At 66.3% G+C, this 19,560-nt stretch carries 25 protein-coding genes; 14 read left to right on the plus strand and 11 right to left on the minus strand.

Translation table 11 applies throughout. From position 1 onward, the window contains the following. The first annotated feature begins 307 nt into the window (after positions 1-307). From KV110_RS15200 to KV110_RS15210, 3 genes are read left to right on the plus strand one after another with little or no spacing between them, the layout of a single operon-like run. Positions 308-709 carry a GtrA family protein gene (locus KV110_RS15200; protein ID WP_218478483.1) on the plus strand — a complete coding sequence of 134 codons (402 nt, stop codon included), beginning with the start codon at positions 308-310 and terminating at the stop codon, positions 707-709. Between the two features lie 37 nt (positions 710-746). Continuing rightward, a complete protein-coding gene (locus tag KV110_RS15205) occupies positions 747-1,622 on the plus strand; it encodes an AfsR/SARP family transcriptional regulator (protein WP_218476776.1) in 876 nt (291 codons plus the stop codon). Continuing rightward, the gene (locus KV110_RS15210) at positions 1,529-1,930 is read left to right on the plus strand and encodes a hypothetical protein (RefSeq protein WP_218476777.1); all 402 of its coding nucleotides are present in this window, start codon (positions 1,529-1,531) and stop codon (positions 1,928-1,930) included. The genes KV110_RS15205 and KV110_RS15210 overlap by 94 nt, the downstream gene beginning before the upstream one ends. Before the next feature lie 33 nt (positions 1,931-1,963). On the opposite strand, the gene KV110_RS15215 is transcribed toward KV110_RS15210, so the two are convergent. Continuing rightward, the gene (locus tag KV110_RS15215) at positions 1,964-2,131 is read right to left on the minus strand and encodes a DUF4236 domain-containing protein (protein WP_218476778.1); all 168 of its coding nucleotides are present in this window, start codon (positions 2,129-2,131) and stop codon (positions 1,964-1,966) included. Positions 2,132-2,189: 58 nt separating this feature from the next. Continuing rightward, a complete protein-coding gene (locus KV110_RS15220) occupies positions 2,190-3,047 on the minus strand; it encodes a DUF4189 domain-containing protein (protein WP_218476779.1) in 858 nt (285 codons plus the stop codon). Positions 3,048-3,420: 373 nt separating this feature from the next. Here KV110_RS15220 and KV110_RS15225 point away from each other — a divergent pair, with 373 nt between their 5' ends. Then, positions 3,421-3,825 (plus strand): Fur family transcriptional regulator, encoded by a 405-nt coding sequence (locus KV110_RS15225; RefSeq protein WP_423710181.1) that lies wholly within the window; start codon positions 3,421-3,423, stop codon positions 3,823-3,825. Between the two features lie 35 nt (positions 3,826-3,860). Continuing rightward, positions 3,861-6,086, plus strand: coding sequence for a catalase/peroxidase HPI (gene katG / locus KV110_RS15230; RefSeq protein WP_218476781.1), 2,226 nt, complete (start codon positions 3,861-3,863; stop codon positions 6,084-6,086). Between the two features lie 83 nt (positions 6,087-6,169). Here the strand turns inward: katG and KV110_RS41440 are convergent, their stop codons facing one another. The 3 genes from KV110_RS41440 to KV110_RS15245 all read right to left on the minus strand — a co-directional run bounded on the left by KV110_RS41440 (position 6,170) and on the right by KV110_RS15245 (position 8,258). Further along, complete coding sequence (locus KV110_RS41440) at positions 6,170-6,616, minus strand: hypothetical protein (RefSeq protein WP_246634552.1); 447 nt, start codon at positions 6,614-6,616, stop codon at positions 6,170-6,172. A gap of 116 nt (positions 6,617-6,732) precedes the next feature. Then, a complete protein-coding gene (locus tag KV110_RS15240) occupies positions 6,733-7,128 on the minus strand; it encodes a PPOX class F420-dependent oxidoreductase (RefSeq protein WP_218476782.1) in 396 nt (131 codons plus the stop codon). Positions 7,129-7,283: 155 nt separating this feature from the next. Further along, a complete protein-coding gene (locus KV110_RS15245; RefSeq protein ID WP_218476783.1) occupies positions 7,284-8,258 on the minus strand; it encodes an alpha/beta hydrolase family protein in 975 nt (324 codons plus the stop codon). 69 nt (positions 8,259-8,327) lie between these two features. On the opposite strand from KV110_RS15245, the gene KV110_RS15250 reads away from it, so the two are divergent. After that, positions 8,328-8,888 carry a helix-turn-helix domain-containing protein gene (locus tag KV110_RS15250; protein WP_218476784.1) on the plus strand — a complete coding sequence of 187 codons (561 nt, stop codon included), beginning with the start codon at positions 8,328-8,330 and terminating at the stop codon, positions 8,886-8,888. Between the two features lie 27 nt (positions 8,889-8,915). On the opposite strand, the gene KV110_RS15255 is transcribed toward KV110_RS15250, so the two are convergent. Beyond that, positions 8,916-9,113, minus strand: a complete 198-nt coding sequence (locus tag KV110_RS15255; RefSeq protein WP_218476785.1) for a hypothetical protein — start codon at positions 9,111-9,113, stop codon at positions 8,916-8,918. A 93-nt stretch (positions 9,114-9,206) separates the two neighbouring features. Then, positions 9,207-9,581: a DUF1801 domain-containing protein gene (locus KV110_RS15260; RefSeq protein ID WP_218476786.1), complete on the minus strand. Its 375-nt coding sequence runs from the start codon at positions 9,579-9,581 to the stop codon at positions 9,207-9,209. A gap of 216 nt (positions 9,582-9,797) precedes the next feature. Between KV110_RS15260 and KV110_RS15265 the strand changes: the two genes are divergently transcribed. From KV110_RS15265 to KV110_RS15285, 5 genes are all read left to right on the plus strand, one after another. Continuing rightward, entirely contained in the window at positions 9,798-10,595 is a 798-nt protein-coding gene (locus tag KV110_RS15265) for an alpha/beta hydrolase (RefSeq protein ID WP_218476787.1), read from the plus strand. Between the two features lie 50 nt (positions 10,596-10,645). Beyond that, positions 10,646-11,017, plus strand: a complete 372-nt coding sequence (locus KV110_RS15270) for a hypothetical protein (RefSeq protein WP_218476788.1) — start codon at positions 10,646-10,648, stop codon at positions 11,015-11,017. 101 nt (positions 11,018-11,118) lie between these two features. After that, positions 11,119-12,513: a hypothetical protein gene (locus KV110_RS15275; protein WP_343224182.1), complete on the plus strand. Its 1,395-nt coding sequence runs from the start codon at positions 11,119-11,121 to the stop codon at positions 12,511-12,513. Positions 12,514-12,570: 57 nt separating this feature from the next. Beyond that, on the plus strand, positions 12,571-13,803 hold the full coding sequence (locus KV110_RS15280; RefSeq protein WP_218476789.1) for an AAA family ATPase: 1,233 nt from the start codon (positions 12,571-12,573) through the stop codon (positions 13,801-13,803). Continuing rightward, positions 13,800-15,038 carry a vWA domain-containing protein gene (locus tag KV110_RS15285; RefSeq protein WP_218476790.1) on the plus strand — a complete coding sequence of 413 codons (1,239 nt, stop codon included), beginning with the start codon at positions 13,800-13,802 and terminating at the stop codon, positions 15,036-15,038. The genes KV110_RS15280 and KV110_RS15285 overlap by 4 nt, the downstream gene beginning before the upstream one ends. A gap of 46 nt (positions 15,039-15,084) precedes the next feature. Here the strand turns inward: KV110_RS15285 and KV110_RS15290 are convergent, their stop codons facing one another. After that, on the minus strand, positions 15,085-15,684 hold the full coding sequence (locus tag KV110_RS15290; protein WP_218476791.1) for a TetR/AcrR family transcriptional regulator: 600 nt from the start codon (positions 15,682-15,684) through the stop codon (positions 15,085-15,087). A gap of 30 nt (positions 15,685-15,714) precedes the next feature. Here KV110_RS15290 and KV110_RS15295 point away from each other — a divergent pair, with 30 nt between their 5' ends. The 3 genes from KV110_RS15295 to KV110_RS15305 are packed head-to-tail and all read left to right on the plus strand — an operon-like array spanning position 15,715 to position 16,730. Then, on the plus strand, positions 15,715-16,068 hold the full coding sequence (locus tag KV110_RS15295; protein ID WP_246634554.1) for a DUF6463 family protein: 354 nt from the start codon (positions 15,715-15,717) through the stop codon (positions 16,066-16,068). A gap of 42 nt (positions 16,069-16,110) precedes the next feature. Continuing rightward, the gene (locus tag KV110_RS15300; protein ID WP_218476792.1) at positions 16,111-16,353 is read left to right on the plus strand and encodes a ribbon-helix-helix domain-containing protein; all 243 of its coding nucleotides are present in this window, start codon (positions 16,111-16,113) and stop codon (positions 16,351-16,353) included. Continuing rightward, entirely contained in the window at positions 16,350-16,730 is a 381-nt protein-coding gene (locus KV110_RS15305) for a hypothetical protein (RefSeq protein ID WP_218476793.1), read from the plus strand. Before KV110_RS15300 ends, KV110_RS15305 begins: the two co-directional genes overlap by 4 nt. Before the next feature lie 42 nt (positions 16,731-16,772). Here KV110_RS15305 and KV110_RS15310 read toward each other — a convergent pair whose 3' ends face one another. From KV110_RS15310 to KV110_RS15320, 3 genes are all read right to left on the minus strand, one after another. Further along, positions 16,773-17,267, minus strand: a complete 495-nt coding sequence (locus KV110_RS15310) for a hypothetical protein (protein WP_218476794.1) — start codon at positions 17,265-17,267, stop codon at positions 16,773-16,775. A 40-nt stretch (positions 17,268-17,307) separates the two neighbouring features. Next, a complete protein-coding gene (locus KV110_RS15315; protein ID WP_218476795.1) occupies positions 17,308-18,474 on the minus strand; it encodes a glycoside hydrolase family 5 protein in 1,167 nt (388 codons plus the stop codon). Positions 18,475-18,683: 209 nt separating this feature from the next. Further along, positions 18,684-19,553, minus strand: a complete 870-nt coding sequence (locus KV110_RS15320; RefSeq protein WP_218476796.1) for a LysR family transcriptional regulator — start codon at positions 19,551-19,553, stop codon at positions 18,684-18,686. Positions 19,554-19,560 lie beyond the last annotated feature (7 nt).

Raw genomic sequence — 19,560 nt, forward strand, 5'->3', positions numbered from 1 at the left:
TTTCGGCTCACCCGCGCGACGAGATCTGCTGCACGCCCCAGCTGATGCCGTCCGGGTCCTCGAAGCAGCCGCTCCGCATGCACTCGGCGTGGGCCGTGTCCCCTCCCGGTGACACTCGAATTCGCGGAATCTGCCCATGTCAGTCGGAGTGTCAGGGCGGCGTCAGGTCGGTGTCAGCCGGGTTGGCGACTGTATTCCGGTGAACAGCACAGCAATCGCAGCTTCCGCGCCGCGGCAGGCGGATGGCGACACCGCGGTCCTCGATGGCATCGATCTCACGGAATGGCTCAACCAACTCGCCCGGGTGATGCGCTTTCTGCGCGGTGATCACGCTTTCGCCCAGCTGATCCGGTTCGCACTGGTCGGCGGCTCCAGCAACATTGCCTACGTTCTGCTGTTCCTGGCCGCGAACGGAATCGGCCCGCTACTCGCCAATATCGCCGGCTCGATCGTCAGCACCGTGATCGCGAACGAACTGCACCGCAGGCTCACCTTCCACGCGGCCGGACGGGTCGGCTGGTTCACCGCGCAGTGGGAAGGCGGCGGTCTGGCGCTGGTCGGCCTGCTGATCAGCACGGCGGCGCTGGCCGGTGTCGAGTCCGTGGCCCCCGGCCTCGGCGCGACCGCACAGGCGGGCGCCGTGCTCGCCATCATGGCGATGGTCGGCGGTATGCGCTTCCTGGCGCTGCGCGCGCTCGTCGCCGCATAGGTGCCGGGCCGTCAGGCATTCCGGTTACGCTCGGGACGTGCTGTTTGTTCGGGTGCTTGGCCCGATCGTGGTCGAGGTGGACGGCCGGGTTGTCGATCTCGGCGGCCAGATACCTCGGCGATTCCTGGCGGCACTCTCGACGACTGCCGGTACACCCGTACCCGACGCTGTGCTCGCAGAGCTGGTGTGGGGCGAAGATCAGCCGCAGCAGGCCGTCGCGACGATGCGGGTGATCGCGTCGCGGCTGCGCTCTGCGGTCGGACCCGCCGACCGGGACTGCCTCCAGCGCAGCGAGTTCGGGTATCGGCTCGCGGTGCGGCCGGAGTGGACCGACCTCAGCCGCTTCACGGACCTGATCGCGCACGGAACGCGTCTGCTCACCGCCGCGGACGCCGAGGGTGCGGTGCGCTGCTTCGATCCGGCACTTGCGCTGTGGCGGGGCCTACCGTGGCTGGATTTGGCTGACGCCCAATCGCTTTCGGCCGAGCGAGCACGGTTGATGGAACTGCGTGATGTCGCGGTCGAAGAGCTACAGGCGGCGCGATTGGCGTGCGGCCAGACCACGGTGGCGGTGGCCGATCTGATCGAGGCGGTGACCGCAACGCCGTTTCGGGAACGGCGCTGGGAGTTGCTCGCGCTTGGCCTGTATCGCAGTGGTCGGCAGGCTCAGGCGCTGGCCGAGCTTCGCCGGGTACGGGTTGCGCACAGTTCGGGCAGGGCATCGCGATGTTGTTGGAAGGCAATCGCATCGGTGCGCTCGGCTGGTTGCGCACCGCTCGGCAGCTCAGTGCGGAATGCGGTCATCTGTGGTGTCAGGGCATGGCCGACGTGGTGCTGGCCTGGTCGGTCCTGGTGTCCGCGGACGACACCGATGCAGCTCGCGAGGCGATCGCCGCCATCGACCGAGCGCTGACCGTGTTCGCCGAACAGTCCAACATCTCCGACGCGCTCGGTGCCGTCCACGCCGGTGCGTACGCGCTGATGGTGCTGGCGTCACCGCAGCTGGCCGTCCAGCTGCGCGCGGCTGCCCTGCATCACTCGGCGCGGGTCGGCGCAGACCCGCGCCGCTATCTGCAATTCGCCCATCCCGAGCTGATCGAACGGATGGATCGGTCCCTGGTCGAGGAAGAACGCCGCGTCACCGAGGAGACGGGTCGGCAGCTGACGTGGGCGCAGATGCTGTCCCTCATCCATGCCGCCGACCATATTCCGAGCTGCTGACCACAGGTGTCGTCGCGGTGCGGTCGGGGTTTCTCAGCGCTGGCGCCAGCTCAGCGGACCCGGCAAATCGACACTGTTCTTCTTGCTCCGCGAATTCCACGACCAGGGGCCGATTTTGATACCCCACGAGGACAGGCCCGATTGGGTGAAGTTGAGTTTCAGCGGCCCGAAGGACTTGCGCTGGCGGAATTTGATGGGCATGACTAGCCTCCCTGATCTCCCTCAGGATAACCGATCAGGTTGTCCCCCATGGTTTTCGTTACTCCTCGGCGCACTTCGACCAGTATTCGAAGGGCCCGCGCACGTCCCAATTGTTTTCGGCGGTAGCTCTTGCCTTGTTCTGGGCCTCGGTGACGTTGCCGCCCCAGGCCGAACCCCAGCCGTCGTCCTGGCCGAATGCCATGGCGACGCAGCCATTGTTCGACCAGACGGGCTCCTGACAGCCCGGGCCACAGCTGGCCAGTGCTTGTCCGGCGGCGAGTTCCTGACTGAGTGAGCTACGCGCCCAATGGACTTCCTTGGTCGCCTCGTTGTAAGTCGCCGCGATCCACACGGTGGCAGGTTGTACCGGCGTCACCGAGGTCGGCGACGGCCGGACGGTGGTGCTCGGCAGTGTGGTCGGCGTGCTGGACGGGCTGATCATGCTGGTGGTCCCGAGACCTCGGGCGTCGTCGTCGGTGTTCTTGGACATGTTCTTGTACACGCGCAAACCGATGACCCCGCCGATCACCAGCAGGGTGACCAGGATCGAACCGATTACGGCGAGGACCTTTCCGCCGCCGCCACCCGAGCCGGGCCCACCCGGCCCGTACTGCGGCGGATACGGATGGCCGGGGCCCGGCGGGAACGGCCCGCCCGGCGGGGGATACTGCGTCGGCGCCTGCTGATATTGCTGGGCCTGCGGGTCGTACGGGTATTGCGGGGCCTGCGGGTCGTAGGGATATTGCGGGGCCTGGGGGTCATACGGATAGTGCCGCGTCTGCGCGTCGGGTGGATACTGCGTCTGCGGACCCGATTGCCCCTGCGGGCTCAGTGGATTCAGTTGAGTCGGATCCAACTGTCCCTGCTGGGCCATGGGATTCAGTTGAGTGGGATCCGACTGGCCTTGCTGGGCCATGGGATTCAACTGTGTCGGATCCGAGCGCCCCGCGCCCTGCGCGGCCGAGCTCTGCTGACCGTATGGATCGTTCGGTTGCCCGGGATACGGCCCGGATGGATAAGACATGCGCCCCGCTGACAATCGTGTGGAAAATCGGCCGAATCAGCCTAGCTGTTCAGGGGCGCTGTGGACTGCCCCCATCAATGGGGGAGTAGCCCCGCGATCGGCGCGCTGGCGCTACTGATCCGGGACTCGCTGGCCGACAACGGATCAGCGGCAGCCGCGGACGCACCGATGATCTCGGCGCAAAGTGGATGTACATCAATGCTTGACTCATTCCAGAGAACGGACAAGACTTTCGTTCGTGCCCACGGCCACGGAATTCCAGCAGATGCTGCGGGGAGTTTCACTGCGCGTGACCGCACCCCGCGTCGCGGTGCTGAGCGCGGTGCACGATCATCCGCACGCCGACACCGATTCGATCATCCGCGCCGTGCGAGCTCGCCTGTCGGCGGTGTCGCACCAAGCGGTATATGACTCGTTGCACGCGCTGACCGCCGCGGGCCTGATCCGATGTATTCAGCCGTCCGGCTCGGTAGCGCGTTACGAGTCGCGCGTCGGCGACAACCACCACCACGTCGTCTGCCGGGCGTGCGGGTTGATCGCCGATGTCGACTGCGCGATCGGCCAGGCCCCATGTTTGACCGCGTCCGACGACAGTGGCTTCTCGATCGATGAGGCCGAGGTCATCTACTGGGGCCTGTGTCCCGACTGCGCGGCAGCACAACGTCCCTGACCGCAGCCCGCATCATTTATTCAGGAAGGAATGTCGTGACATCCGATAGCCGCCCACCCGTTCCCGACACCGGAACTCTGAGCGCAAGCGAGAGCGAGAACCCGGCGATCCCGTCGCCCACGCCCAAGACCGACCGCCGCCCCAGCACCAACAAGGACTGGTGGCCGGAGCAGATCGATGTCTCGGTGCTGCACGCCCATTCGCCCAAGGGCAACCCGCTCGGCGACGACTTCAACTACGCCGAAGAGTTCAAGAAACTCGACGTCGACGCCCTCAAGGCCGATGTCGCGGCAGTGCTGACCGATTCGCAGGACTGGTGGCCCGCCGACTACGGAAACTACGGCGGCCTGTTCATCCGGATGAGCTGGCACGCGGCGGGCACCTACCGGATCGCCGACGGACGCGGCGGCGGCGGGCAGGGCGCACAGCGCTTCGCGCCGCTCAACAGCTGGCCGGACAACGCGAACCTGGACAAGGCGCGCCGACTGCTGTGGCCGGTGAAGCAGAAGTACGGCAACAAGATCTCCTGGGCCGACCTGCTGGTGTTCGCGGGCAACGTGGCCCTCGAGTCGATGGGGTTCCAAACCTTCGGCTTCGGCTTCGGTCGCCCGGATATCTGGGAGCCGGAAGAGATCTTCTGGGGCCCGGAGGACACCTGGCTCGGCGATGAGCGCTACAGCGGTGAACGTGAGCTGGCGGGCCCGCTCGGCGCCGTCCAGATGGGCCTGATCTACGTGAACCCGGAAGGGCCCAACGGTCAGCCGGATCCGGTGGCGGCCGCGCGGGACATCCGAGAGACGTTCGGCCGCATGGCAATGAACGACGAGGAGACCGCCGCCCTGATCGTCGGCGGTCACAGCTTCGGCAAGACCCACGGTGCGGGCGACGCCGACCTGGTCGGCGCCGAACCCGAAGCCGCCCCGCTCGAGCAGCTGGGCCTGGGCTGGAAGAGTGCCCACGGCACGGGCAAGGGCAAGGACGCCATCACGAGCGGCCTGGAAGTGGTCTGGACGTCCACTCCGACCAAGTGGAGCAACGGTTTCCTGCAGAACTTGTACGGCCACGAGTGGGAGCTCACCAAGAGCCCCGCCGGTGCGTGGCAGTGGACGGCGAAGGACGCCGAGGCGACCATCCCGGATCCGTTCGATGGTCCAGCGCGGCGGCCGACCATGCTGACGACGGACCTGGCCCTGCGTGAAGACCCGATCTACCGGGAGATCACCCGCCGCTGGCTGGATCACCCGGAGGAGCTGTCGGAGGCCTTCGCGAAGGCGTGGTACAAGCTGCTGCACCGGGACATGGGACCGATCAGCCGCTACCTCGGCCCGTGGGTTCCCGAACCGCAGCTGTGGCAGGACCCGGTTCCCGCCGTCGACCACGAACTGATCGACGAGGCGGACATCGCGGCTTTGAAGAGCAAGGTTCTCGAGTCCGGCCTGTCGGTTGCGCAGCTCGTCAAGACCGCATGGGCGTCCGCGGCGAGCTTCCGCAGCACCGACAAGCGCGGTGGTGCGAACGGAGCCAGGATTCGCCTCGAGCCCCAACGGAGCTGGGAGGTCAACGAACCGGCCGAGCTCGCCAAGGTGCTGCCGGTGCTCGAGCAGATCCAGCAGGACTTCAACAGTTCGGCGGCCGGCGGCAAGAAGGTTTCGCTGGCCGACGTGATCATCCTCGCCGGTTCCGCGGCGGTCGAGCAGGCGGCCAAGCACGCGGGCCACGACATCACGGTGCCGTTCGCGCCGGGACGCACGGACGCGACGCAGGAGAACACCGATGTGGAGTCGTTCGCGGTGCTCGAACCGCGGGCCGACGGGTTCCGGAACTATGTGCGGACCGACGAGAAGGCTCCGCTCGAACGCCTGCTGCTCGAACGGGCATACATGCTCGACGTGACGGCTCCGGAGCTGACGGTACTGATCGGCGGCCTGCGCGCCCTCGGTGCCAACTACGGCGGTACCGAGCACGGTGTCTTCACCGACCGTCCGGGTACGTTGACGAACGACTTCTTCGTCAATCTCCTGGACCAGTCCACGGAGTGGAAGGCGGCCGAGTCGGCGGAGAACGTCTATGAAGGTGTCGACCGGCGCACCGGGCAGACCAAATGGACGGCCACCGCGAATGACCTTGTCTTCGGATCGCATTCGGTGCTGCGTGCCGTGGCCGAGGTGTATGCGCAGCAGGACGCCGGTGCGAGGTTCGTGAAGGACTTCGTCGCGGCGTGGGTCAAGGTGGTCAACAACGATCGGTTCGACCTCGCCTGATCTATATCGACGAGTCCAGGCCGTCCCGTGGGGCGGCCTGGACTCGTTTGCACACTTGGCGAAGTAGATCTAATTCTGCCGGGTCAGCGGATATCAATCGTCCCGTCGAACATGAGCGGTGTGGCGCCCGGGTAGCAGTCGCGGAACGAGCTCGTCGGCATGGGCACGCCGTAGCCGATCATGTTCGGCTGTCCGGCCTGGCCCTTCGTGACGGTGATCTGGATTGCCATCGCGTCGGGTGCGAACAGCATCACCGGTTGGACGGTGGTGATCGGATAGACCAGCGACACAGTGTTGCCGGTGACTCTGAGACAGGTCACGGGGCCGGTGACCCGCACGGGGAGTGCCATATTTCCCAGTTTGCCGGTGGCCACATAGGTTCCGGTGGCCGGACCGTCGCCCTGTCCCCGCGCGTCGACGTGCAGAATATTTACGCCGAGCACCTGCATATTGCCATTGATGGTCACACTGGCCGGTTCTGCCGCTGCCTGCCCTGTGGCCGCGACTACTGCCGCCCCGGCCGTTGCCACGGATACAGCAAATCGAGTAATCCAATTAGTCATGGAAGAAACCTCCTGAGGTGGGGTACGCCCGCCGAATACCCGGTGTGGCAACGCCCATGCGGCCCAGTTGATATCGGGCGGAGTCAGCCCACGAAATTTGTGATCTTGTGCGGAGTTACCCGAACAATCACCCGGGCCACCTCAGCTGGCTCCGGCGGCGGGTCTTGGCCGAGATACTTCTGGCACAGTTCGCGAGGCAAAGTCTTGTCCGGGTCCGCGATCAGCTCGGCGATGCCCCGAATATCGACTGTGTAATAGAGGTTTTCGGGATCGAACGCGGTGATACTGATCCGAGGATCGCGAGCCAGATTCCGCCCCTTGAGCCGACTCGCCGTCGTGGAGAACAGCACTGTGTCACCGTCGCGGGCAATCCACACCACCGAGGTTTGCGGACTACCGTCCCGGTTCAGCGTCGCGACTGTGGCGAACGCCTTTCCGTCGAGCAGCTTGCGGGTCTGTTCATTGAAAGACACCGGCACGATGTCACTCCTGCACTGTAGAACCGGCCCATGGTGATGAGCCCTGTCACCGGTAATGACCTGGCGCCGATACTACGTCGTCACCAGCACCAAAGGTTGTGCACGTGATTCGCGGTAGCGGGCTCCACCATGTGAAGCATCCGCGGGAGTCGTCGTTAGGGCCGCTGGGAGGTCAGCCAGTCGGCGATATCGGCGATGATGTTGGGGTCGACGTGGTGTGGGTGGGTGTAGTCCTCGGGCATAGACGGTCCCGTGCCGGGGAAGAACATGTGGTCGTCGGCTGGGTAGGTACGGATCGTCACGTCCGGGCGGGTGGCGAGACCGGCGCGCCATCGGGCCAGGTCGCCGTCCACGGTCACCTGATAGTCGCGTTCGCCCTGTAGAAAAAACATGGGGATATCCAGTGTTGCCGCCACCGCTACCGGATCGTAGGCGCGCATGTCCAGCCAGTACGGCGCGGGCATCCCGAATGGCAGCTTCTCGGCGGGTGTGGCTGGTGAAAGTTCGGGACTGTCAACCAGTTTCGCGTGTTCGGTGGCGGCCTCGACAGTGGGTAGCGCCGCCGCGGTCGCCGGATCGACCTTCGCCAGATGCTCGAGGACGCGCACCAGCGACCATTGCATCGGCGTTGTGTCCCCGGCAAGAACGACCAGCCCCGCCACCGTGGGTTCGGTGGCGGCCACCCGCGGCGCGAACTTGCCACCCATGCTGTGCCCGACCACGAAGACACGGTTACCGTCGACGGTCGGCAGGTCGCGCAAGATCTCGATACCCGCGACGGCGTGCGGGACGTACTCGTCGGTCGGCGTGAAACCGGCTGTGGCCGCGAGATACTCGGGGCGTGCGTAGGTGACCTTGTCGAACCGCAGCACCGCCACACCGCGACTGGCCAGACCCCACGCGATGTCCTTCAGGTTCTTGTTCGGGCCCGCGGTGCCGTCCCGGTCGAACGGACCGCCCCCGGCGAGCAGCACCGCCGCCGGATGCGGCCCCGCGCCTCGGGGGAGAGTCACGGTGCCCGGCACGGCGATCGGGTCGGCGCCGATGGTCACGTCGTGCTCGTCGAATGCGGCCGCGTCGACGTACTCCGGTGTCTGCCACGTCGCAACGGCCGGCTCGACTCGATTCATGATGTCCTCCACAGCGTCTCAACTATTCTCAACTTTGAGAACGGTATCACAAGTGAGAAGATCGGGGCCATGGATTCCTTGGAGCTGCTGGTGCACCCGGTGCGGTTGCGAATCGTGCACGCCATGTCCGGCGGGTGCACACGTACGACCACGCAGCTGTGCGCCCGGCTGCCCGACGTGTCGAAAGCCACTGTGTATCGGCACGTGGAAATACTCGCCACCGCGGGAATTCTCGAGGTCGCCGACGAACAACGGGTGCGTGGCGCAGTGGAACGCAGCTATCGCCTGCGCCGGGAACGCGCGGTAGTCGATACTGCCGCCGCGGCGACATCCGAGGAGCATCGCGGGATCTTCGCCGTCGCGATGGCCACTTTGCTTGCCGAGTTCAACGCCTATCTCGATGACGAGAACGCTGACCCGGCAACGGATCTGGTCGGATATCGGCAACACGCGGTGTGGTTGTCCCGCAAAGAGGTCGCGGCGCTGATCGATGACCTGCGCGCGGTGATCCTGCCCCGTCTGGGGAATCCACCGGCCCCGGATCGCGCGCAGTACCTGCTGAGCCCGATCCTGTTTCCGACCGGTGGGCAGCTCGACACCGAGCCGACGAAAAGTTCGAAATCGAGGTAGCCGCCTGCAACGGCTTCCCGAGCGAATTCAGCTCGGCGGCGCGGGACGCAGCTCGCCGGGGTGACTGTCGACGTGTAGTTCCTGCCAGTGGCCGGGTGCGTAGTACCGGACGCCGTGGGTCTTGCTGTCCACCACCAGGACACCGCCGTGGAACCAGAATCGGTCTTCGTCGCCGTACTCGAGGCGGTCGTGTTCGGTGTCGTGGGTGTAGACAGTAAAAGCCATGCGCGCCAGGCTATCGGTCTGTGCCGGACCGGGTGGTACGGAATGGCTTTCGGCAGCGCACTGGCGCGCGGCTGCTGACCACTCCCACCGAGTTCAGTCGAGCAGGTCGGTCTGATGGATGAGAGCACTGCGGATCAGGGCATGGACCGCTTCGGGGTGCCTGATGGCCTGCTCTGCGGTGAGCTCACGGACGTAGCGTGCCGAGCCATTCAAAAGCCCGTCGGGATCGTCGAGGAGCGCGCCTTTGTGAAAGACGAGCCGTACGCCCTTCTTGGCCGCCGCGATCCCGAATAGCCAGTCGTGCCAGCGACTCTTGACGGTAAAGGTGATACGTCCCCACTTCACGGCCTGTTGCAGTCGAGAATCGGCGGCGCTGACCAGTCTGTCCAGCTCCTCAGCTCGCCCCCGCTGCGCTTCGTCGAGTTCAGCGAGCCAGGCCTGGATATCCGATCCGTATTCATTGATCATGACCGCATCTCCTTTCTGGCAGTGCCATGATCTCGCTGAGGTACGACAATTTTGAAGACCTCGAACCGGCCGCCGGAATCGTGAACTGCGATGGCGCAAGGATCGGGGCTATGCCGGGATGGGGTCAGGAAGGTCGTGGTCAGGCCCGCCGCGCTGAATTTCGCTGGTGGCGTAACCGATTCCCCGGCACTCGGCGGTGGAGCTAGCGTGGCCCGCATGCACTCACCGATCACGGGCACGGCCGCCGGCGTGCCGTTCACCGCGCTGCCACCGGCCCACAATGGCCCCGCACCGCTGATCGTCACCTGGCACATGCTGGACGCGCCGAGGTCGGACGCCGCATTCGCCGCCGCCTTGCCGATGAACGACGTGCCCGCGTGGCGGGTGCACCTCGGCATGCCGATGTGCGGGGCGCGCATGGTCGACGGCAGCATGGACGCCGGACTGGAGTTGATCCGCGAGGACGTCCTGATGTCGTTTCTGTACGCGTTCGTCCGACAGGCGACCGAGGAATTCCCCGCAGCGCTCGCGTCGATCCGTACGCAGCTGCCGGTCGATGACGGTCCGATCGGCATACTGGGCGGGTCGCTGGGCGGCGCCGTCGCGTTGCGGATCCTTGCCGACACCGAGATTCCGGTCTTCGCCGCCGCCATCGTGAACGGCGCCATCCGAATGCGCTCCGTCGTGGACCTGTTCCCAGGCGACTACCCATACGACGCCGAGTCCGAAAAAGCCGTCGACAGCCTGGATTTCGTCGCGAAAGCGGGCGCCATCGCCGGTCGCGCGCCGCTGCTGGTAGTCAGCGGCGAACTGGATCACCCGGCGCTACGAACCGACGCCTTCGACCTGGTCAAGACTGTAGGGGAAGGCGCCGAACTTCTGTCGATCCCCGGCTTGGCACACCCACTCGCCGACGAACCCGGCATCGAGCCCGCGCCCCAACTCCCACCGGCCCGCGAGGTAGACGCTGGCCTGACCACGTGGTTCCGCCGCCACCTCACGGACACACACTAGGCGACGCCCGCATTTCCCCGACTCCTGCGCGATGCTCATAAGCTGCACGTGTGCCTGATACTTCCTCGACCGGCGGGAACGCGGTGGCGTTGAAAGCGGCGATTGCGGGTGCGGTCGCCGCTGTCGTGATGGTGCCGTTGGCTGCGGCGATCGTCGCGGTCGTGTACCGGTTTCCGGTGCCGCTGGCGGGCTACGCCCATGGGTTCGGGGGAGCGGGCTCGGCTGCGTTGGGAAGCTTGTTCTATCTGGTGCTCGGGGGTGCCCCGGTAGTTGCGATCCTCGGAGCCGCAGGTGGTTTCGTCGCGGCTCGGTCCGCGCGGCGTGGTACCGGTCGCGTTCGGGTCCTCGTCGCAGCAGCAGTGGTGGCACTTCTCGCCGCGATCACGCTGGCCGTGCTCGAATTCTTCATCGGCCCTTGGTGATCCCTCGGCTGGCCGGTGTGGGTGCGGGACGATATGATCAACCCGATGACGACTCATTCTGTTCAAAGATTGGGGGTTCCATTCGTGCAAGGTGAGTGCTGATGCTCACTGACATCACGGATGGGAACGACTCCCGCCCCTCCTTCTGGCCGCGTGTGCGTGAATTCGCCGTGCCGCCCTCCATGATCGAAACTGCCACCACCCGCCGTCGCGCGGGGGACTGGGCGGGCGCGTGCGCCGCGGCAGGCTTCGATATCGATTTCACCATGCGGTCCGTGGCGCGTACTCGCGGGCACGAACTCGCGGCCCGAATCCGGGCCGACCTCCGCCATCTGGCCCCTGACCTGTTGCGCTGGCATCTGCCGAGGGTCGCTCCGGACGGACTGTTGCGACCAGGTCTGACCATCGCCCTGGCGCGGTACGACACGGCACCGGACCAATGCGGCGGCGCACCTCCCATGCACCTCGTGGTTCGGACCGCACCGGCTTGGGCCGACGCTGGTCAGCGGATCAGCCTCGCGCTGTGGGACGGATCCGCCGGTACCAGCCCGCATCCGCATCCTCGTCCCAACCGGCGGTTCCGCCTGGATCTGCACCGCCACCTATGGGATGCGCGCAGGGCCGACGAGCTGCGGATACGGTCCGGAGCCGAACGGCCGGTGGACAACCGCCCGACGCTGGACCCCGAGCTGCTCGCGACGGTGCCGCAGGGCCGCCGCTGCGCCGTCGACCGATGCGCGGCCGAAGCAGAGATTCTGCGCCACGCCGAGGGACGACGTACCAGCACTTTCGTCGTGCGATTCGGGGCCAAACAACGGTTGGTTCTGGACGTGGACAGCGACGGTGTCGGGCCGCCAACGGTGCGGATCGCGTCGGAATACCCGGTTGGTGGCGTCTCCGCGCTACCGGTTCTGCCCGACGCGGCGACTTGGGTACTGCCAGATCTGGAACTGATCCGCACCGGTGCGATAGCGGTCGATCGGCTTCATCCGCTGGTCGCCTCGGCGCTGGTCCCCGATTATTCGACCGCGAATGCGCCCCGGACTCCCGACCGGGCCGGGCAACCACGCCTCGTGGAATGCAGGGGAGAACAGCACCGAATCGGACTGGTCAACGGGGTCCTGGTCGCATTGGACCACGATCAGGCCGAGATCCGGCGGGAGGAACTGCTGGTAGCACTGACCGGCACTCCGCTGCCCTGTCTGCGGGCCATTGACGAGGCGCACCGCCAGCCGGACTGTCTCGTCGGCGTCCGTGAACGTCTGGACCATGGCGACACCGCAGGCGCGCTGGCCGTCGTCGACGGACTACTCGGTGCCGACGCGTCGCTGCGTGACGGCGCTCTGCGCGACGAACTCGAGGCGTCCGCGCGGCGACGGATCGTCTACGGCCTGTTCCGGGCAGGCCTGACCGGACCCGCAATAGACCGCATGCCACCGGGTCGTCGCCGTCACCGCAACCACCGCGCGCACCCGCGTAGCGCGGCCTCTTACTGACCCGACGACGTTCGTCCCGCATCCATTCAAATCTGCTGACTCACAAGGTGATCACACATGCTTGCTGCTACTCGCACGTCCGCTGCTCCCGCCCAACTCGACGTTGCCGCCGAGTTGCTGTCCCTGCTGCGCGAGGTATCCACCGAACCACGCCCCGACACCCAGCTGGCGGCCTTGGCGCTGGCCGTCGCCGCCGACCTGCCGGTCCTCCTATGGGGTGAGCCAGGAATCGGAAAGACCGCGGCCCTGACCCAGCTCGCCGCCGACCTCGACCTGCCACTGACCACAGTAATCGCGAGTGTCCATGAGCCGTCGGACTTTTCGGGCCTGCCCATCATCGGCGACGATCCCGCGGAACACGGAGTCCCGATGGCTCCGCCGGACTGGGCCGTACGACTCGTCCGGGCCGGCCGCGGTCTGCTGTTCTTGGACGAGCTGTCCACTGCGCCGCCCGCCGTGCAGGCCGCCCTGCTCCGTCTGGTTCTGGAGCGACGAATCGGCAACCTCCGACTGCCGCCCGGTGTCCGGATCGTGGCTGCGGCCAACCCGCGCTCCTCGGCGGCCGATGGCTGGGAGCTGAGCCCGCCGCTGGCCAACCGGTTCGTGCACCTGCAGTGGACCCACGACCACGACGTCGTCGTTCGCGGCCTCGGCGGGACCTGGCCGCAGGCGACGCTGCCGCGGCTGGCTCCGGAGAAGTTGACCGAAGCGGTGGCCTTCGCCCGGCGCGCGGTATGTGTGCTGCTCGCGGCCCGCCCCGCGCTGGTGCATCAACTCCCCACCAGTGAAACGCGCCGGGGTGGTCCTTGGCCGTCGCCGCGCAGCTGGGAGATGACCCTGTGGCTGATCGCCTTCGCCACCGCGGCCGACTCGTCCCGGGATGTGCTTTCCCTGCTGGTCCGAGGCACGGTTGGCGATGGGCCTGGCTTCGAACTGCTGGCCAGCATGGATCGGATGGACCTCCCGGACCCCGAGGTGCTGCTCGCCGATCCGGCGGGCGCCGTCTTGCCCGAGCGCGGGGATCTGCGCCAGGCCGTGCTCGACGGCGTTGTGGCGGCAGTTCGTAAGCGCCCGAATAGATCTCGATGGGATGCGGCGTGGGCGCTGCTGGTCAAGGCTCTGGAAACCGGAGCCCCTGACCTGATCGTCGTTCCCGCAACGACTCTCGCCACGCTGCGCCAGGACAATTGGGACGTTCCGGTGGCAATCGAAGAACTCGCCGGAGTGGTATCGATATCCCAGGAAGCGGATCAGGCTGCTGCCCGTGTCGCCGCGAACGCAGGCCGATGAGCGCGAACACAGCGGGGACGTTGGACCGCGGCAAGCTTTTCGCCGCACGATTACACGCCGCCAGGGTCCGGCCCTATCTGGCGACCGCTCTATTCGCTCTGTGCGTTGTCGAGTCGCGCCGAGTGCCGACGATGGGTGTCGACCGGCACTGGCGGTGCTACGTTTCGCCGGCGTTCGTGGACCGGACTTCGGTGGAGGAACTGGCCGCGGTGTGGGTGCACGAGGTGTCGCACCTGCTGCGCGACCATCACGGTCGCAGCGACCGCTTCGCCCGGCAACACGAACTGACCGGCCCCGCGGAACGACTGCGCATGAACATCGCCGCGGACTGCGAGATCAACGACGATGCGTTCGGCGACGGGTTGATTCAGCCCGACGGGGCCATCGTGCCCGCAACGTTGGGGTTGCGCCAAGGGCAGCTCATGGAGGACTACCTGCGCGAGTTCCGGCTCGGGCCGCGTACTGACGGCATGGCCTGGCTCGACTGCGGCAGCGGCGCCGACGGACTGGAACGTGAGTGGGAGCTGGGACCGGACGGCGCGGACGGACTCAGCGAACAGGAACGAGACGCGGTCCGGTTTCGGGTGGCGCAAGGCATCATCGGTCGGCCGGGGAACGCGCCCAACGGGTGGCAGCGCTGGGCTGAGGAGGCGTTGCACCCGCCACAGCCGTGGCGCGACCTGCTGGGAGCGGCCATCCGCTCAGCAGCCAGCGGCGGCGGTGGGTGCGACGACTACACCTATGGCAGGCCCGCCCGCCGCTCGGCCGGGTTGCCCGGCGTGGTGCTGCCGAGTCCGCGGCGACCGCCACCTCGGGTTTCGGTGGTCATCGATACGTCGGGGTCGGTCAGTGATATCGAACTGGGCAGCGCGCTTCTCGAAGTGGCCGCCATCTCCCGTGCCGTCGGTGGCCGCCGCCACCTGGTCACCGTGCTGCCGTGCGACGCGGCGGCCAGGATCGTGCATCCGCTGTGCCGGGCCGAGCAAATACCGCTGGTCGGCGGCGGGGGCACGGATCTGCGCACGGGCGTCGCCAAGGCGCTGCGAGCGCACCCCCACCCCGATGTCCTGGTGATCCTGACCGACGGCCAGACGCCCTGGCCGGCCCGACGGCCACCGTGCCGGACAGTGGTTGGCCTGTTCCGTCGCCAGCACGCCGATTCGTGGAGCGAAGACGATCCCGATTACGTCCCGGACGCGCCGCCCGCATGGGCCCGAGTGGTCGATATCGGGTAGGCACCCTGGCAGCGTATCGCCTACTGCTGCAACGGCACTGGCAGATTCAACGGCCGGTGCGAGTCGGTCGTAACTGGTGGACAACGGCGGCTGTCGCGGTGGCGGTGACGTCGTCGACCCAGTCCGGAATGGGCACCGCGGCCGCGATGTACTCGCGGACGAGCCCGTAGGGAATCGCCTTGACCGCGGCCACCGCGACCGCCATGCGGTGCTCGTCGGCGTCGCCGAACTCCGCGACGACGGCGGCGCGCAGTGTGTCGTTCATGCGGTCGTTGACCGTGGCGATATCGGCGCGCAGCTCGTCGGGGCCCACTTCGAGCAGTTCGTCGCGCCGGAACATCTTCATCGCGCGGGCTTCGGTGGGGTGTTCCCGGCAGTACCGCGTCAGGTACATCGCCGCGGCGAGCAGCGGCTCGGGCTCGGCGAGAGCGGCGATGAGCCCGATCTGGAAGCGCCGGATCGAGCGCAGCCACAGCCGGGCGAGCAGCTCTTCGCGAGAGGCGAATCGCACGTAGATGGACCCGGCGTGGATGCCGGAGGCGGCGCTGATCGCGGCGATGCTCGGCCGGGTCGTCGCCGGATCGACGAGCACATCGCGCGCCGCGTCGAGGACCTGATCATCGGTGAATCGCCGCGGTCTTGCCACGCGGGACAGCTTAAGGCAGAGTTTCGGAATGTGTATTCAAAAACTAGGTTTCCGCTCACCGGCGCCCTGCTCGCCTTCATCGGATCGGCGCACACCGCGCTCGGCGTTGCCATCTGGATTGCCGGTGTCGAGCAGGCCGAGCTCTCGTTCTGGTTCACCGCGTTCGGAGTTGCCGCCGTCTGCTTCGGGATCGCCGTGATCGAAGTGGAGCGAACCCGCGGCTATGTGCCGGCGCCGATCCTCGCCGCGATCGCTGTGCTCACCGTGTTCGGTCTCGTATTCGAGCCTGTGTCCGGGTTCCTCACCGTCCTGGTGCCCCTGGCCATCGGTGTCCGCGGATGGATGCGCCACCGCCGCGTCGCCGCAATCCCGGCGGCGGCATAACGGTGGGTGCCTTCGTTGGTAATACCGCGCTATCATTCCGGTATGACTGGCGTGGAGAAGTTCACCATCAGCCTGCCGACCGAACTGGCTGCTTACATTCAAAGCAAGGTGGAGTCGGGCAACGCCGCAACCCGGTCGGCATTCATCGCCGACACCCTGCGCCGAGCAGCCGCCCGCGATCACGACCTGGAAGTGCTGGCCAACCATTACGGCCCTGAGCCGGAAGGTTGGACCGACGCCGTCGCGGCGGCGGAGAAGTCGTTCAGCGCTGACCAGAATCGGTGACCGGCAGGGTGCTCGACACGAGCGCGATCATCGATGTGGCCAACCGGGGCAGCATCTACGTTCGCGCGATCCTGCATGTCGCCGCCCGGGAGGGTTACAGCATCGTCGTGCCCGCCGCCGCGCTCGTCGCAGCGTCCTCGGTGCTGTCGGTGCAACATCGCGACGACTTGGCAGTCCTGCTGAATCTGAGTGTCGTCACCATCAGCGACCTACCCGCCGCGGAAGCGGTGGGAATCGGCCTGCTCACCGCCCAGGGGCGCGTCGACACCGGCCATGTGCTGTGGTGCGCCCGCCACACCACCTACCCGATCCTGACCAGCGACGCACTCTGGATCCGCTCCTTGGACGGCACCGTGGAACTCGATATCATCCCTTGACCGGGTTGCGCAGCCCACGGGCCACCTGGCAGATTCGCGGACTCAGTAGTTGACACGGCGTTGGGCGGCAGCTCTTTTGAGTGCGGAGGTGGACGCCGCCGATATTGCCCAGCACAACACCAGTACCGACATATCTGCCAGGTAGGTCAAGCCGAGCGGAACATTGAAGTACCCCAAGCGCCACCGCGCGTGCTCCGGAATTACGAGGATATGACCCTCGAACACCAGGTCAGCGTGACCCACATGGGCGAAGTAGAGCATTGCGAATTGCAGTGCGCAGGACAACATTGCGAGAATCGCGACGAAGATCGACCGTACACGCGCGGTCCGGGAATGCCGAGAAAGCATTATCGACAACGTCACGATCGTGATCGAACCGGCAATCACCGCGACCACCGCAACATTGTAGGCGGGGAGCGATTCCCAAAAGGTCAACGATGAGAATTTTATCGCCAAGACACCGGCGAGCGTTAGACAGCACACCATTGATCGCGCCCTGCTCAGTCGCGAAATAGAAAGCAAGGCAACGTCATTCACGCTTTCCACACTAGCCCAATGTCCGGCAAGCGCCCCGAACCTATCGGGGCAACAAGAGGTCGACCCAGGGGAGCCAGCGGTCGTTGTTGTTCGGATCGATCATGCTGAAGGAGCCGTTGTCCTTGTATTCCCACCAGCTGTAGCCGAGACTTTTCGACTTGAACAGGGCAACGTAGTCCTTGATGAACTGGTCGTGGCCGGGTTTGTTTGCGGCGATGCCGAACTCGCCGATCCACAGTGGCAGGCCGACGTCTCGGGTCAGGTCGAGTTGCACTTGGAGGTGGGTGGCGAGGTCGGGTTTGTTCGCCGGGTTGTAGCCGGGGAAATCGGCTTCGTCGGAGGACGCGTTCGGCGTGGTCGCGGTGCCGTTGGGGTTGTATCCGGCGCCGGCGCCGCCGGGGTAGTAGTCGTGGATGGACCAGATCAGGTTCTTCTTGCTGCCCGGGGTCAATGCGGCGAACGCCGAGGCGGGCACTTTCGCGTCACCGTAGGACGGTTCGAGCACGATGCTGGTATTCGGGTCCTTGGCGCGAATGGCGTCGATGATCTTCGAGTAGCCCGAGAGCAGGCCGTTCGGGTCGCGCGGATCGTGGTACGGCTCGTTGATCGGGTCAAAGGCCGCGATCGCCGGATCGTTGGCGTACCGCGTCGCGAGAGTTTGCAGGAAGCCGAGTCCATCCGCGACGGCTTGCTCGAAGGCTTCGAGCCGCTGATTGGGACCGTTCAGCGTCCACGCCGGAAAGTGTCCTTTGCCGTCATGACTGTCGGGACCGTTCATGCCGCTGTCTCCGGACAGATGGATGCTGTCCAGGATGACATAGAGCCCCGCTGTCGCGGCGTAGTCAACGGCGGTGGACAGCGTGCAGAACGCCGTCTCGTTCCATGCCGCCTCGGTCGGCTGGAAGTCCTTCCAGAACAACACCATTCGGACGGCGTTGAAGCCCTTCGCCCGGATCGAGGTGTAGGTTTCCTGCGGCCAGGTCGCCGCGGACTGCGCGTCCCAAATCGGTTGCAGGTTAGGGCCGCTCAGCGTCACCGGGCCGCCGCTGCCGACGAACGGCTGAGTCGAGGTGGCGTGCAGCTTTTCCAAAGTCCGTGCGCCACCGCTCGCGCAGGGCGGTGCCGCCGTCGAGACCGAGGGCGGCAACGTCACCGTGAGCGCCGCAATCGCGAGGCCGATGGCAAGGACCGCTGCCCGTATGCGCATTTTCTTCCCTATCTCCCCGAGGGGTGCTCGAAACTCAGAGCCCGATCGGCCAGCGACTGCTGATGATCGGCCTACCCTCACTGGTGAGGGAGATCCTACGATCCGATGATCCTCGCCATGATCGAAATCCCGGATCTCGAATCGATATGAGCGACAGGTGGATTCGGCACCCGACTAAATTGCGAGGATCCCGTGCCCCTAGGTGTGATCTAGCTGAATACAGGCGCCAGGTCGCGCAGTTTTCGGGCCGCCGCCGACAGATAGGTGTCCGTCCGCCACACCAGGCTCAGTACGCGCTCGCACCCAGGCGCGTCCACCCCCAACCAGGCCACCGGGTAGCGTGGCGCCGCCCGTCGCGAACCCGCTGGGACGAGCCCGATTCCGAGTCCGGCGCTGATCAGATCGCCGGTCGCGCCCGGCTCGTCACCCTCGCAGGAGATCAGCGGCCGCAGTCCGGCCTCGGCGAACAACCGGTCGAGCAGCGTCCGTGGCCAGTAGCCGGGGCGGCAGGTCACGAAGTGCTCGTCGGCCAACTCCGCGACCGTGATTCGGTCGCGCGTCGCCAGCGGATGCGCGAGCGGGACGGCCAATAGCACGTCCTCGCGCCACAATTCGACGGAGCGCAGCGCCGGGCCTGCCAGCGGTTGTGAGGCGAAGCACAGATCGACCTCGCGATCCGCGAGCTGCCGCAGCATTGTTTCGGCATTCGACTGGAACAGCCGGACATCGACACCCGGATGCTCGACGCGGAACCGGGCGAGTAATCCGGTGATCGTCAACAACGTCTCCGCGGCGACCGTGACGCGGCCGTGGTCGAGTCCGGCCGCGTCGGCCAATTCGGTACGCGCGTCGTCGAGTTCGGCCAGCGCACGATCGACTCGGCGCTGGAATGTCACGCCGAACGCATTGAGCCGCACCTGCCGCCCCACGCGGTCGAACAGCGGGACACCGAGTTCCTTCTCCAAGCGCGCGATCGTCCGGCTCACCGACGGCTGCGCCACCCGCAATTCCTCAGCTGCCTGACTGATGTGCTCGCGCCGGGCGACTGCCTGGAAATAGCGCAGTTGCAGTAGATCCATCCCGGTT

The organism is Nocardia iowensis, from assembly GCF_019222765.1.
Taxonomy (GTDB): Bacteria; Actinomycetota; Actinomycetes; order Mycobacteriales; family Mycobacteriaceae; genus Nocardia; species Nocardia iowensis.